This window comes from Shigella sp. FJ200513 (genome assembly GCF_040495915.1).
In the GTDB taxonomy this organism is placed as follows: Bacteria; Pseudomonadota; Gammaproteobacteria; order Enterobacterales; family Enterobacteriaceae; genus ECMA0423.
In genome coordinates this window covers 1-12,853 of sequence record NZ_JBDYCV010000100.1, presented here as the reverse complement: position 1 = coordinate 12,853, position 12,853 = coordinate 1, and the positions used below count along the sequence as shown (strand labels likewise).

14 protein-coding genes and 3 pseudogenes are annotated in these 12,853 nt (G+C 50.6%); 12 read left to right on the top strand and 5 right to left on the bottom strand.

Annotated features, from left to right (window positions below):
* Positions 1 to 72 precede the first annotated feature (72 nt).
* Positions 73 to 138: pseudogene (locus ABZJ92_RS22515) on the top strand (hypothetical protein); the annotation flags it as partial.
* A 39-nt stretch (positions 139 to 177) separates the two neighbouring features.
* Here the strand turns inward: ABZJ92_RS22515 and rutR are convergent.
* Positions 178 to 816 carry an HTH-type transcriptional regulator RutR gene (gene rutR / locus ABZJ92_RS17320; protein WP_000191701.1) on the bottom strand — a complete coding sequence of 213 codons (639 nt, stop codon included), beginning with the start codon at positions 814 to 816 and terminating at the stop codon, positions 178 to 180.
* Between the two features lie 287 nt (positions 817 to 1,103).
* Here rutR and rutA point away from each other — a divergent pair, with 287 nt between their 5' ends.
* From rutA to rutG, 7 genes are read left to right on the top strand one after another with little or no spacing between them, the layout of a single operon-like run.
* Positions 1,104 to 2,195, top strand: a complete 1,092-nt coding sequence (rutA, locus tag ABZJ92_RS17315; RefSeq protein ID WP_005047407.1) for a pyrimidine utilization protein A — start codon at positions 1,104 to 1,106, stop codon at positions 2,193 to 2,195.
* Positions 2,195 to 2,887, top strand: coding sequence for a peroxyureidoacrylate/ureidoacrylate amidohydrolase RutB (gene rutB, locus ABZJ92_RS17310; protein ID WP_005047409.1), 693 nt, complete (start codon positions 2,195 to 2,197; stop codon positions 2,885 to 2,887). Before rutA ends, rutB begins: the two co-directional genes overlap by 1 nt.
* An 11-nt stretch (positions 2,888 to 2,898) precedes the next feature.
* Positions 2,899 to 3,285 carry a 3-aminoacrylate deaminase gene (gene rutC / locus ABZJ92_RS17305; protein ID WP_001126782.1) on the top strand — a complete coding sequence of 129 codons (387 nt, stop codon included), beginning with the start codon at positions 2,899 to 2,901 and terminating at the stop codon, positions 3,283 to 3,285.
* Positions 3,286 to 3,292: 7 nt separating this feature from the next.
* The gene (rutD, locus tag ABZJ92_RS17300) at positions 3,293 to 4,093 is read left to right on the top strand and encodes a pyrimidine utilization protein D (protein ID WP_000777662.1); all 801 of its coding nucleotides are present in this window, start codon (positions 3,293 to 3,295) and stop codon (positions 4,091 to 4,093) included.
* A gap of 9 nt (positions 4,094 to 4,102) precedes the next feature.
* The gene (locus ABZJ92_RS17295) at positions 4,103 to 4,693 is read left to right on the top strand and encodes a malonic semialdehyde reductase (protein ID WP_001001165.1); all 591 of its coding nucleotides are present in this window, start codon (positions 4,103 to 4,105) and stop codon (positions 4,691 to 4,693) included.
* Positions 4,694 to 4,703: 10 nt separating this feature from the next.
* Entirely contained in the window at positions 4,704 to 5,198 is a 495-nt protein-coding gene (gene rutF / locus ABZJ92_RS17290; RefSeq protein WP_025745390.1) for an NADH-dependent FMN reductase RutF, read from the top strand.
* A 20-nt stretch (positions 5,199 to 5,218) separates the two neighbouring features.
* Entirely contained in the window at positions 5,219 to 6,547 is a 1,329-nt protein-coding gene (gene rutG, locus ABZJ92_RS17285) for a pyrimidine utilization transport protein G (RefSeq protein ID WP_005047413.1), read from the top strand.
* An 81-nt stretch (positions 6,548 to 6,628) separates the two neighbouring features.
* On the opposite strand, the gene ABZJ92_RS17280 is transcribed toward rutG, so the two are convergent.
* A complete protein-coding gene (locus ABZJ92_RS17280) occupies positions 6,629 to 6,736 on the bottom strand; it encodes a con-10 family general stress protein (RefSeq protein WP_001273654.1) in 108 nt (35 codons plus the stop codon).
* A gap of 372 nt (positions 6,737 to 7,108) precedes the next feature.
* Here ABZJ92_RS17280 and wrbA point away from each other — a divergent pair, with 372 nt between their 5' ends.
* Together wrbA and ABZJ92_RS17270 are read left to right on the top strand one after the other, a co-directional pair.
* Positions 7,109 to 7,705 carry an NAD(P)H:quinone oxidoreductase gene (gene wrbA / locus ABZJ92_RS17275; protein ID WP_001151437.1) on the top strand — a complete coding sequence of 199 codons (597 nt, stop codon included), beginning with the start codon at positions 7,109 to 7,111 and terminating at the stop codon, positions 7,703 to 7,705.
* A 20-nt stretch (positions 7,706 to 7,725) separates the two neighbouring features.
* The gene (locus tag ABZJ92_RS17270; RefSeq protein WP_001143120.1) at positions 7,726 to 7,953 is read left to right on the top strand and encodes a YccJ family protein; all 228 of its coding nucleotides are present in this window, start codon (positions 7,726 to 7,728) and stop codon (positions 7,951 to 7,953) included.
* A 37-nt stretch (positions 7,954 to 7,990) separates the two neighbouring features.
* On the opposite strand, the gene agp is transcribed toward ABZJ92_RS17270, so the two are convergent.
* Together agp and ABZJ92_RS17260 are read right to left on the bottom strand one after the other, a co-directional pair.
* Positions 7,991 to 9,232, bottom strand: coding sequence for a bifunctional glucose-1-phosphatase/inositol phosphatase (gene agp / locus ABZJ92_RS17265; protein WP_001044290.1), 1,242 nt, complete (start codon positions 9,230 to 9,232; stop codon positions 7,991 to 7,993).
* A gap of 292 nt (positions 9,233 to 9,524) precedes the next feature.
* Positions 9,525 to 10,782, bottom strand: a pseudogene (locus ABZJ92_RS17260) (YccE family protein).
* 260 nt (positions 10,783 to 11,042) lie between these two features.
* Between ABZJ92_RS17260 and cbpA the strand changes: the two are divergent.
* Together cbpA and cbpM are read left to right on the top strand one after the other, a co-directional pair.
* Entirely contained in the window at positions 11,043 to 11,963 is a 921-nt protein-coding gene (gene cbpA / locus ABZJ92_RS17255; protein WP_000420619.1) for a curved DNA-binding protein, read from the top strand.
* The gene (gene cbpM, locus ABZJ92_RS17250) at positions 11,963 to 12,268 is read left to right on the top strand and encodes a chaperone modulator CbpM (RefSeq protein WP_000024560.1); all 306 of its coding nucleotides are present in this window, start codon (positions 11,963 to 11,965) and stop codon (positions 12,266 to 12,268) included. Before cbpA ends, cbpM begins: the two co-directional genes overlap by 1 nt.
* A gap of 92 nt (positions 12,269 to 12,360) precedes the next feature.
* Here cbpM and torD read toward each other — a convergent pair.
* Positions 12,361 to 12,783: pseudogene (gene torD / locus ABZJ92_RS17245) on the bottom strand (molecular chaperone TorD); the annotation flags it as partial.
* Positions 12,784 to 12,853 lie beyond the last annotated feature (70 nt).

Below are 12,853 nucleotides of genomic sequence, written 5' to 3'. Positions count from 1 at the left end.
AAAAGTGGTGTTGAAGAAACATCCGTTTTGTGGTGTTTTTTTAATCTTTTTGGGGTTTTAATTCCTATCGATGAACGTTCGCTGAGTGTGAATACCGCTGCCGCTGGCGGTAACGCCAGTTTAATGACGATCGGTTAAACAGGTAGCCGGAGGATGTTACAACCTCCTCCGTCATCTTTAACGTGGTCGAATCCCCTCAATAATAATCCGCTGCACGTTTTCAACCGTTTGATTGAAAAATACCTCATCGCGCAACGTCGCGCCTGTCACCGCCTCCACCTGAGGGGCGAAATCGGCGTAATGTTGAGTGGAAGCCCAAATCATAAAAATCAAATGCTGCGGATCAATCGGCGCGAGTTTGCCGCTTTTGACCCAACCGGCAATCAGCGCCGATTTCTCATCAATTAATGCCTTCAAATCGCCCGTCAGTTCATCCATTAACAACGGCGCGCCTGCCAGCATCTCCATACAGAACAGGCGCGAAGCCTGCGGATAATCGCGTGAGACTTCCAGCTTCAGACGGATGTACTCTTTTATCGCCGCCAGCGGGGCGAAATCTTCACGAAACGCTTTTAACGGTGCCAGCCAGATATCGAGAATCTGCCGCAGCACGGCAATATACAGCGCCTCTTTTGACGGGAAGTAATACAGCAGATTGGTTTTTGAAACACCCGCCAACTCTGCGATCTGCTCCAGCCTTGTGCCGTGAAAACCGAATTGTGAAAAAGTGTCCAGTGCTGCGCTAAGAATCGCTTTTTTCTTCGCGCTTACTGCGCGCGAACGTTTACCCGTTGTTTTCACTGCGCCTTGCGTCATGCGCTCTCCCCTCTTGTAGATTGGTAACAGGATAGCAAAACCCCCGCCCGGCCTCGACCTTCTGCACTCTCATCGCGCACGGATGCATGTTTTATGTGCAACTGTTTTGACCGTTTAGTCCACTTTTTACCAGATATTTTAGATAACACAATGCTAACACATTAATAATATTCACTTTTTAAAAACTGGCATCCGCTTTGCGAACAAGCCAATACGCGGCTGAAAAGGATATGCAGGATGCAGCGCCCCGTCTGACTTTCACTTTACGAGACGAAGAGAGGTTGATGATGAAAATTGGCGTATTCGTACCTATTGGCAACAACGGCTGGCTCATTTCGACCCACGCGCCGCAGTACATGCCGACCTTTGAACTGAATAAAGCCATTGCGCAAAAAGCGGAGCATTACCATTTCGATTTCGCCCTGTCGATGATCAAACTGCGTGGCTTTGGCGGCAAAACTGAGTTCTGGGATCACAACCTTGAGTCGTTCACCTTGATGGCGGGTCTGGCAGCCGTGACCTCGCGCATTCAGATTTACGCCACTGCTGCCACCTTAACGTTACCTCCGGCAATCGTCGCCCGTATGGCCGCAACCATCGACTCCATCTCTGGCGGGCGTTTTGGCGTCAACCTCGTGACTGGCTGGCAAAAGCCCGAGTATGAGCAGATGGGTATCTGGCCTGGCGATGACTATTTCTCCCGTCGTTACGACTATCTCACCGAATATGTTCAGGTGCTGCGCGACCTGTGGGGCACGGGGAAAAGCGATTTTAAAGGCGATTTTTTCACCATGAATGATTGTCGCGTCAGTCCGCAACCGAGTATCCCCATGAAAGTGATCTGCGCCGGGCAAAGCGACGCTGGCATGGCGTTCTCCGCCCAGTATGCCGATTTCAACTTCTGTTTCGGCAAAGGCGTAAATACACCCACGGCTTTCGCCCCGACCGCTGCGCGGATGAAACAGGCCACAGAGCAAACCGGACGCGACGTTGGCTCTTATGTGTTGTTTATGGTGATTGCCGATGAAACCGACGATGCCACTCGCGCCAAATGGGAACACTACAAAGCGGGCGCGGATGAAGAGGCGTTAAGCTGGCTAACCGAACAAAGTCAGAAAGATACCCGCTCCGGTACTGACACCAACGTTCGTCAGATGGCCGATCCCACTTCGGCGGTAAACATCAATATGGGGACGTTAGTCGGTTCTTACGCCAGTGTCGCGCGCATGTTAGATGAAGTCGCAAGCGTGCCTGGTGCAGAAGGCGTGCTGTTGACCTTCGATGATTTTCTGTCGGGAATCGAAACCTTCGGCGAGCGCATTCAACCACTGATGCAGTGCCGCGCCCATCTCTCTGCGCTGACTCAGGAGGTGGCATGATGACAACCTTAACCGCTCGACCGGAAGCCATTACCTTCGATCCGCAGCAAAGTGCGCAGATCGTGGTGGATATGCAAAACGCTTATGCCACGCCAGGCGGCTACTTAGATCTCGCCGGGTTTGATGTCTCAACCACTCGCCCGGTCATTGCCAACATTCAAACCGCTGTGACCGCAGCGCGAGCGGCAGGGATGTTGATCATCTGGTTTCAAAATGGCTGGGATGAACAGTATGTCGAGGCTGGCGGCCCCGGCTCACCGAATTTTCATAAATCGAACGCCCTGAAAACCATGCGTAAGCAGCCGCAGCTGCAGGGAAAATTGCTGGCGAAAGGCTCCTGGGATTATCAACTGGTGGATGAACTGGTGCCGCAGCCTGGCGATATTGTGCTGCCGAAGCCGCGCTACAGCGGTTTCTTCAATACGCCGCTGGACAGCATTTTACGCAGCCGTGGAATACGCCATCTGGTTTTCACCGGTATCGCTACCAACGTCTGCGTCGAATCGACGCTACGCGATGGCTTTTTTCTGGAGCATTTCGGCGTGGTGCTGGAAGACGCAACACACCAGGCGGGGCCGGAATTTGCACAGAAAGCCGCGTTGTTCAATATCGAAACCTTTTTTGGCTGGGTCAGCGACGTCGAAACGTTCTGCGACGCGCTTTCTCCCACGTCCTTTGCTCGTATCGCTTAAGGAGTTTAGCGATGCCAAAATCCGTAATTATTCCCGCTGGCAGCAGCGCACCGCTGGCCCCCTTCGTTCCCGGCACGCTGGCTGATGGCGTGGTGTATGTCTCCGGTACGCTGGCTTTTGATCAACATAATAACGTGCTGTTTGCCGATGACCCAAAGGCGCAAACCCGCCACGTTCTGGAAACTATCCGCAAGGTGATCGAGACGGCGGGTGGCACGATGGCGGATGTGACCTTCAACAGCATCTTTATTACCGACTGGAAAAATTACGCCGCGATTAACGAAATCTACGCCGAGTTTTTTCCGGGTGATAAACCGGCGCGATTCTACATTCAGTGCGGACTGGTAAAACCTGACGCGCTGGTGGAAATCGCCACAATTGCGCATATCGCCAAGTGAGGCCGCGATGAAACTTTCACTCTCATCTCCCCCTTATGCTGATGCACCCGTAGTGGTGTTGATTTCGGGTCTTGGCGGTAGCGGCAGTTACTGGTTACCGCAACTGGCGGTGCTGGAGCAGGAGTATCAGGTAGTCTGTTACGACCAGCGCGGCACCGGCAATAATCCCGACACACTGGCAGAAGATTACAGTATCGCCCAGATGGCAGCGGAACTGCATCAGGCGCTGGTAGCCGCAGGGATTGAGCGTTACGCGGTGGTCGGCCATGCGCTCGGTGCGCTGGTGGGGATGCAGCTGGCGCTGGATTATCCCGCGTCGGTAACTATGCTGGTCAGCGTTAACGGCTGGCTACGAATAAACGCCCATACGCGCCGCTGTTTTCAGGTTCGCGAACGATTACTGTATAGCGGCGGCGCGCAAGCATGGGTGGAAGCGCAGCCGTTGTTCCTCTATCCCGCCGACTGGATGGCGGCCCGCGCACCTCGCCTGGAGGCAGAAGACGCGCTGGCACTGGCGCATTTTCAGGGCAAAAATAATTTACTACGTCGACTTAACGCCCTCAAACGCGCTGACTTTAGTCACCATGCGGATCGCATCCGCTGCCCGGTGCAAATCATCTGCGCCAGTGATGATCTGCTGGTGCCAACAGCATGTTCCAGTGAACTTCATGCCGCCCTGCCCGATAGCCAGAAAATGGTGATGCCCTATGGCGGACACGCCTGCAACGTGACCGATCCCGAAACGTTTAATGCTCTGTTACTCAACGGGCTTGCCAGCCTGTTACATCACCGTGAAGCCGCCCTGTAAGGAATTGCTATGAACGAAGCCGTTAGCCCAGGTGCGCTTAGCACCCTGTTCACCGATGCCCGCACTCACAACGGCTGGCGGGAGACACCCGTCAGCGATGAGACGTTACAGGAGCTTTATGCCCTGATGAAATGGGGGCCGACATCAGCTAACTGTTCTCCGGCACGGATCGTGTTTATCCGCACTGCAGAAGGAAAAGAACGTCTGCGCCCGGCGCTTTCCAGCGGCAATCTGCAAAAAACCCTGACCGCGCCCGTCACCGCTATCGTCGCCTGGGACAGTGAATTTTATGAACGGTTACCACTACTGTTTCCCCACGGTGATGCCCGCAGTTGGTTTACCTCCAGCCCACAACTTGCCGAAGAAACAGCGTTTCGCAACAGTTCCATGCAGGCGGCTTATCTGATCGTCGCTTGCCGTGCGCTGGGACTGGATACCGGCCCGATGTCGGGTTTTGACCGTCAACACGTTGACGACGCCTTTTTTGCGGGCAGCACGCTGAAGAGCAATCTGCTGATTAATATCGGCTATGGCGATAGCAGCAAACTTTTTGCGCGCCTGCCACGTCTGTCCTTTGAAGAAGCCTGCGGGCTGTTGTAAGGAGCAAACTATGAACATAGTTGATCAACAAACCTTTCGCGATGCGATGTCCTGTATGGGCGCGGCGGTCAATATCATCACCACGGACGGTCCAGCCGGGCGCGCCGGGTTCACCGCCAGCGCCGTCTGCAGCGTGACCGACACGCCGCCCACATTACTGGTGTGCCTGAATCGTGGGGCGTCCGTCTGGCCGGTATTCAATGAAAATCGAACGCTGTGTGTAAATACACTGAGCGCCGGGCAGGAGCCGCTTTCAAATCTTTTTGGCGGCAAAACGCCCATGGAACACCGCTTTGCCGCCGCCCGCTGGCAGACGGGTGTGACCGGATGCCCGCAACTGGAAGAGGCTCTGGTTTCGTTTGACTGCCGTATCAGCCAGGTGGTGAGCGTCGGCACCCACGACATTCTGTTTTGCGCCATCGAAGCGATTCATCGTCACACCGCACCCTACGGGCTGGTGTGGTTCGATCGCAGTTATCACGCGCTGATGCGCCCTGCTTGTTAACCTCCTTAAGGAGACAGCTGATGGCAATGTTCGGTTTTCCTCACTGGCAGTTAAAATCGACCTCTACAGAGAGCGGCGTGGTCGCGCCGGATGAACGATTGCCGTTTGCTCAGACGGCAGTAATGGGCGTTCAACACGCGGTGGCGATGTTTGGCGCGACGGTGTTAATGCCGATTCTGATGGGGCTGGATCCCAATCTTTCCATTTTAATGTCGGGGATCGGCACGTTACTGTTTTTCTTTATTACCGGCGGGCGCGTCCCCAGTTATCTCGGCTCCAGCGCGGCTTTTGTCGGCGTGGTGATTGCCGCGACGGGCTTTAACGGTCAGGGCATTAACCCGAATATCAGCATCGCGCTGGGCGGGATTATCGCCTGTGGGCTGGTTTATACCGTCATTGGCCTGGTGGTGATGAAAATTGGTACACGCTGGATTGAACGACTAATGCCGCCGGTGGTGACGGGTGCGGTGGTGATGGCGATTGGCCTGAACTTAGCGCCTATCGCAGTGAAAAGTGTATCGGCTTCGGCCTTTGATAGCTGGATGGCGGTAATGACGGTGCTGTGTATTGGGCTGGTGGCGGTGTTTACCCGTGGCATGATCCAGCGGTTATTGATTCTCGTAGGATTAATTGTCGCCTGTCTGCTGTATGGCGTGATGACCAACGTTTTAGGGCTGGGAAAAGCCGTCGATTTTACTCTCGTCAGCTATGCTGCCTGGTTCGGTCTGCCGCATTTTTCCACTCCTGGTTTTAATGGCCAGGCGATGATGTTGATTGCGCCCGTGGCGGTGATTCTGGTGGCGGAAAACTTAGGTCATCTCAAGGCGGTCGCCGGGATGACCGGACGCAATATGGACCCGTATATGGGGCGAGCATTCGTCGGTGATGGTCTGGCAACGATGCTTTCCGGCTCTGTCGGCGGTAGCGGCGTCACCACCTATGCTGAAAATATCGGTGTGATGGCCGTGACAAAAGTCTACTCGACGCTGGTGTTTGTTGCAGCTGCCGTCATCGCTATGCTGTTGGGCTTTTCGCCGAAATTTGGCGCGCTGATCCATACCATTCCGGCCGCGGTGATTGGTGGTGCATCAATTGTTGTGTTCGGGCTGATTGCCGTCGCAGGCGCAAGGATATGGGTACAAAACCGTGTCGATTTAAGCCAGAACGCTAATTTGATTATGGTCGCAGTAACCTTCGTGCTGGGCGCGGGTGATTTTGCTCTCACGCTTGGCGGTTTTACGTTGGGAGGGATCGGTACAGCAACCTTTGGCGCGATTTTACTCAATGCGTTATTAAGCAGAAGGTTGGTTGACGTTCCACCGCCAGAAGTTGTTCATCAGGAGCCATAAACAGAAAACCGCCGGGTTACCGGCGGTGATGACTTTTTGACGAGCTTAAGAAAAAAATGCATTCGTCATTGATTAGCCCGGCTAGTTGTCGCTTTTGCCGTGACTGCTCTTGCCACCTTTTTTACCTGCTTCTGATGCTCTTTCGCGGTCTTCTGCAAAATTGCCGGAACCGCCTCGATGGTTTGCCATTACTGACCTCCGTCTGGGTATAGACATCATATTGCATAGAATTAACGCGGCGTATGGCGGCTGCCATATTTTCGCTACGTGGGACTAAGCTTAGTGAACTGACGCGGACAGACCCGCGTTTGGTAATATCCTGCAACAGCTTCTTAGCGAGAATAGATATCATCTCCAATAATTATCCATAAGCCGCTCTTATGATTAAAAAAACGCGATGAGATAAAAATGTGTCATTTTGCGACAAAATTACGTGCTTGTGAAAGTTGTTATAAATCAAATAAGTGGTTGTGAAATTTGCACTCTGAAAAGGACGTCTTATCTTTAAATAAGTGGTAGCGAATCGCTACGGAATAGAGATAACACGAGGAGTGGTTAGAAATGGCTAAAGTTCTGGTGCTTTATTATTCCATGTACGGACATATTGAAACGATGGCACGCGCAGTCGCTGAGGGTGCAAGCAAAGTGGATGGCGCAGAAGTTGTCGTTAAGCGTGTACCGGAAACCATGCCGCCGCAATTATTTGAAAAAGCAGGCGGTAAAACGCAAACTGCACCGGTTGCAACCCCGCAAGAACTGGCCGATTACGACGCCATTATTTTTGGTACACCTACCCGCTTTGGCAACATGTCCGGTCAAATGCGTACCTTCCTCGACCAGACGGGCGGCCTGTGGGCTTCCGGCGCACTATACGGAAAACTGGCGAGCGTCTTTAGTTCCACCGGTACTGGCGGCGGTCAGGAACAAACCATCACATCCACCTGGACGACCCTTGCGCATCACGGCATGGTGATTGTCCCCATTGGCTACGCAGCGCAGGAATTATTTGACGTTTCACAGGTTCGCGGCGGTACGCCGTACGGCGCAACCACCATCGCAGGCGGTGACGGCTCACGCCAGCCAAGCCAGGAAGAACTGTCTATTGCTCGTTATCAAGGGGAATATGTCGCAGGTCTGGCAGTTAAACTTAACGGCTAATCTTCAACAGGAGGATACGCATGCCAACTCAAGAAGCGAAAGCTCATCACGTCGGTGAATGGGCATCTCTGCGCAATACGTCGCCGGAAATAGCCGAGGCCATTTTCGAAGTCGCCGGGTACGACGAAAAAATGGCAGAAAAGATTTGGGAAGAAGGTAGTGATGAAGTGTTAGTCAAAGCCTTTGCTAAGACCGATAAAGATTCGCTTTTTTGGGGCGAACAGACCATCGAACGTAAAAACGTTTAACCAGCGACTCCCCCGCTTCTCGCGGGGGAGTTTTCTGTTATTTCACCGCCTCATTCAACACGCTATCAAACTTATCCATCGGGCAGAAACCGTTGGCATCTATCGGGCAACCGCTTAATTCCAGCGTCACGCGCTGCGCAGGTGCCTGCAGGGTTAACGCATCGGCATTACGTAACTGTTCCGCACTCTGGTACACATATTCAATTTTCATCAAATCGCGATTGGCTTTGCTGTCATGCCAACGCTGGAAAACGATTTTGCCGCCAATCGGCGTGCGTTCGTTCTGGTCATGCAACTGATACGGTTTGAAATCCAGCGCCGTTAACAGAGAGGCTATGTTGGAGTCGTGCCCAACTAACACCGTGATTTTCGGAGCACTGGCGCGATCGGTGACCAGGGCTTTGTCGATATAACTGACCAGCGGTTTCGCAACATTGCGCGCCACTTCCGGTGAGGTAAACAGACTGTCCTGGTAACCGTTTTTCAGCTTCGACAATACCTTCCACTGCTGGTCAGATTTGATTTCTCCCCAGGCCACCTGATCCATCGGAAAACCTTCGTAGTATTGCAAAGTAAACGCATCTACCAGCGAGTTGCCGACTTTCAGCGGCCCGGAAACACCTGGTTCTTGTTGATACTTGGCGCTAAAGGTATTTTTGCCATCCACCAGCGAACACTGTTGTTTCTCTTTACAGGCAGGGGAATCTTTATAGTTAACGATTTTTTCCAGTAGCTGGTAGCTGTCGGTAAGCTGGAGTTTGCTGAGCTCTTTCTCCATTGCCGCCACCGCCTGTTCACTGAATGCGGCGGAATCATCGGTGATCATCGGGTTAAAGGTTGGGTCCATAGTGCCCATTTTTTCCTGGTGATGCACAGGAATATCACACCCAGGGAATGCACCAGTAATAAAGAACTGGGCGGTAGCGACGGTACGTTGCAGACTATTGGCATAGGCATAAACGGTGTCCGGCGGCGGGCATTCCCCCGATTTCACTATCCCCTGCTCTGCCAGCCATTCACGCATGTAATGGCCCATATACACTTCGAGCACGCCACCTTTGGTGGTGAGTTGCCCACCGGGGACGTCCCATTCGGGCCATTTATTCGGCGTCGACTGCTCCAGCACACTGCCATTGTTCGCCAGCGGCGCACGTAAGTTATGGCGGCTCATCATGAGCACTTGCTGTAGCTGATAGCCTTCCGGTACGGTTTGTGCCTGAGCATTTGAAGCGAGTAAAACTATCCCTGCCACAGTTGCGGCGATTAGCGTTTTGTTCATTCCTGGCACCTCTTTTGTTATCAATCATTAAAGAGTGTGACAGAAATATGACTTTTTTCCGGGAACAGGTTCGCAAAATGGCTTGTTGAACGCCTGTTTTTCTATATACATCTTCAAAAACAGGCAAGGTTTGACGCAAACTATGCCTGATTAGCCCCTGCCTCGCGTACGCCGCTGATAATTGCACCTGTGGCTAAACAGAATATCTGCGGCGTTACCAATACAGAGACAATATTTACCAATAAAAAAGTGTGAGACTAATAACAATGGTTTTTAGCATATGCCTTTGCCATTAAGTTGCATAACGATTTAAATAGTCAAGTTGCGCATTCATTTCCTTATTTTTTAACTTATAAGCCTGAGAAAAAAGTTCAGGAGGGAGGTAAACATCATAATGATTGCCAGTGTTTGTTAAATATCCATACTCAAGATCTTCATCTGTTGAAAAGGATTCATTTCCCAAGGAGATTGATGCCACATTACTATTAACAATAAATAATGAGCAAATGCTATCTGAAAGAACAGCAAGAAAATTCTTCACCGCTTTAATCCTATCCGACGTGTCGGTATCTAAAGCAAGCAAATTCTTGTTATCATTAAATATAAACTCGGGTAAATGCAGTATGCATTTTTTGTCATTCAAGCAACTATCAATGAATTGTTTTTTAAAAAACAGAAAGCTCCATGACATAAAACTACCCACACCCTGAATTTTGTTGTCAGATTGCAGATCAACGCCAAATAATGTCTTTACATCTTCCCTGAGATTATAGAATGCCGTATCAACAAGAGCCTCGATCGTTTGTTTATCAACAATTTTAATAAACTCTTCGTATACTTGCTTTTGCGTCTTATGGCTGCCCAGCGCCCATGAATACTCATGTTCTTTTAAAACCAGTATGGCTCTTAACAGACAATATCCATCGCCATCTACTGGAGCGTATTTTAATCCATATGTTTTATTAATTTCACTCTGAATAAAAGATATGCCAGACAAATCAATACCAGTATCTAAATCAGATATTCCCGGCATATTTATCTGTTCTGGCTGGATACTCATATTTTCATTATCTAAACAATACTCAGAAAAAAACATCATCACACGCATTAATGTTTTCAATATATTCCATAAAGCCATACCAATAATAACCTTTAAAATCTGTGATAGACTCTGAACCTCTGCCCGGCAAGGACACTCTAACAATATCAACATCTTGAACATATTGTATAGTATATGTAATACCTCCTGAAACCCCTGAATAAATTTGTGTATCATTAGTACGCAATGTTCTCATAAATAATGATAGATCATTATCATTCTGCATTTCCTCAAATTCTTTTTCTAGTGATTCACATTCCAGACATGGAGTATCCTCTTCATTTACTTTACGTCTGAGTTCATTGTACAACCGCATAAAACACACCAGTGTGTTTTCAAAAAGCGTGATTGAATATGTTTGATTTTTTTCGTACTCATTTTTTATATCGTTCCAGGCCTGTTTCAAATAATTATTTGCAGTGCAACTAATTCCATGTATATTACTACCCATATATAGCGTCTATAAAATTTAATAAATAATGACGCCCTAGTTAAACTTAAAGTGCCTGGTTCAACTATCAAAAATCGCTCACCCTTTTTCACCTGTTTAAAATATGTTCAGCAACCCATCTTGATGGCGACCTCCTCTCCGCGATGATTTCAATAACATATTCTGTGTTGGCATATGAAATTTTGAGGATTACCCTACACTTATAGGAGTTACCTTACAGGGGTTCCTTCAATTTGTGTTGATTTACGCGAGATAACGCTATGGAATTAAAGGATTATTACGCCATCATGGGCGTGAAACCGACGGACGATCTCAAGACAATCAAGACCGCCTATCGTCGACTGGCCCGTAAATACCATCCTGATGTCAGCAAAGAACCGGATGCCGAAGCCCGCTTCAAAGAGGTCGCTGAAGCCTGGGAAGTGTTAAGTGATGAACAACGTCGCGCTGAGTATGATCAGATGTGGCAACATCGCAACGATCCGCAATTTAACCGTCAGTTCCATCATGGCGACGGTCAGAGTTTTAATGCCGAAGATTTTGACGATATCTTCTCGTCAATTTTCGGTCAGCATGCCCGCCAGAGCCGTCAACGCCCCGCCGCACGTGGCCACGATATTGAAATCGAAGTGGCGGTATTCCTCGAAGAAACGCTTACTGAGCATAAGCGTACCATCAGCTATAACCTGCCGGTTTATAACGCCTTTGGCATGATCGAACAGGAAATCCCGAAAACGCTGAATGTGAAGATCCCGGCAGGCGTCGGCAATGGTCAACGCATCCGCCTGAAAGGCCAGGGGACGCCGGGCGAAAACGGCGGTCCAAATGGCGATTTGTGGCTGGTGATTCATATTGCGCCACATCCGCTGTTCGATATTGTCGGCCAGGATCTGGAAATTGTGGTGCCGGTTAGCCCGTGGGAAGCGGCGCTGGGTACTAAAGTCACCGTTCCAACACTGAAAGAAAGCATTTTGCTGACTATCCCGCCAGGCAGCCAGGCCGGGCAACGATTGCGCGTTAAAGGCAAAGGTCTGGTGAGCAAAAAACAGACCGGCGATCTGTATGCGGTACTGAAAATCGTGATGCCGCCGAAACCGGATGAAAACACTGCCGCGCTGTGGCAGCAACTGGCAGACGCCCAGTCGTCTTTTGATCCACGTAAAGATTGGGGGAAAGCATAATGGCTAATGTTACGGTGACTTTTACTATTACCGAATTTTGCCTGCATACCGGCATCTCTGAAGAGGAGTTGAATGAAATTGTCGGTTTGGGGGTGGTTGAACCGCGTGAGATCCAGGAAACAACCTGGGTATTTGACGACCATGCCGCCATTGTGGTGCAACGCGCGGTACGCCTGCGTCATGAACTGGCTCTGGACTGGCCGGGGATCGCGGTGGCGCTGACGTTAATGGATGATATTGCGCACCTGAAGCAGGAAAACCGCCTGCTACGCCAGCGGCTTTCCCGGTTTGTAGCTCATCCGTGATGTGTGTTTGCCGGATGTGATGACGCATCCGGCAACTGCGCCATAATGCCTGATGCGACGCTAAACGCGTCTTTTCAGGCGCATAAACGACGTTATCTGTTTTGGTGGTCGCACTCCACTAACACCAGCAATAACTGGCTTAGTGCCGCGTAAAAACCAAAGCTGTCATACTGTCGACAACGCGCAGCAAACTCTGGTAACCATTGCCGCAGCGCCGTCAGTGTTTTTTGCCGCAAACTGTCGATTCTTCGCGCAGGAACGGTCCCCTCTCCCAGCGAAAAATGCAGATAACTCAACAACTCGAGATAGATCGCCAGATGATCTGCCGGTTCGTTGAAATTGCCACTGGTTTCCATCCCTGCCTCAACTAACAAGCGTTTAATCTCTTGCTCGTCCTGTTTGTAGGCCGATGCATACGGCAGCGCCGCTTGTTTGTCGGTCATCAGAAACAGGCCGCAAAAGTCAGCGGCCAGTTCCAGACGGGCATCGTCACGTACTGTCAGCGTGGCAGGTAATGCTGCCAACTTACTGATTTAGTGTATGATGGTGATTTTAAGGTGCTTGCGTGGCTTCCATTTCCATCAG

Coding starts and splice junctions, on each gene's coding strand:
- rutR (WP_000191701.1), bottom strand. CDS start 816: ATGACGCAAGGCGCAGTGAAAACAACGGGTAAACGTTCGCGCGCAGTA.
- rutA (WP_005047407.1), top strand. CDS start 1,104: ATGAAAATTGGCGTATTCGTACCTATTGGCAACAACGGCTGGCTCATT.
- rutB (WP_005047409.1), top strand. CDS start 2,195: ATGACAACCTTAACCGCTCGACCGGAAGCCATTACCTTCGATCCGCAG.
- rutC (WP_001126782.1), top strand. CDS start 2,899: ATGCCAAAATCCGTAATTATTCCCGCTGGCAGCAGCGCACCGCTGGCC.
- rutD (WP_000777662.1), top strand. CDS start 3,293: ATGAAACTTTCACTCTCATCTCCCCCTTATGCTGATGCACCCGTAGTG.
- ABZJ92_RS17295 (WP_001001165.1), top strand. CDS start 4,103: ATGAACGAAGCCGTTAGCCCAGGTGCGCTTAGCACCCTGTTCACCGAT.
- rutF (WP_025745390.1), top strand. CDS start 4,704: ATGAACATAGTTGATCAACAAACCTTTCGCGATGCGATGTCCTGTATG.
- rutG (WP_005047413.1), top strand. CDS start 5,219: ATGGCAATGTTCGGTTTTCCTCACTGGCAGTTAAAATCGACCTCTACA.
- ABZJ92_RS17280 (WP_001273654.1), bottom strand. CDS start 6,736: ATGGCAAACCATCGAGGCGGTTCCGGCAATTTTGCAGAAGACCGCGAA.
- wrbA (WP_001151437.1), top strand. CDS start 7,109: ATGGCTAAAGTTCTGGTGCTTTATTATTCCATGTACGGACATATTGAA.
- ABZJ92_RS17270 (WP_001143120.1), top strand. CDS start 7,726: ATGCCAACTCAAGAAGCGAAAGCTCATCACGTCGGTGAATGGGCATCT.
- agp (WP_001044290.1), bottom strand. CDS start 9,232: ATGAACAAAACGCTAATCGCCGCAACTGTGGCAGGGATAGTTTTACTC.
- cbpA (WP_000420619.1), top strand. CDS start 11,043: ATGGAATTAAAGGATTATTACGCCATCATGGGCGTGAAACCGACGGAC.
- cbpM (WP_000024560.1), top strand. CDS start 11,963: ATGGCTAATGTTACGGTGACTTTTACTATTACCGAATTTTGCCTGCAT.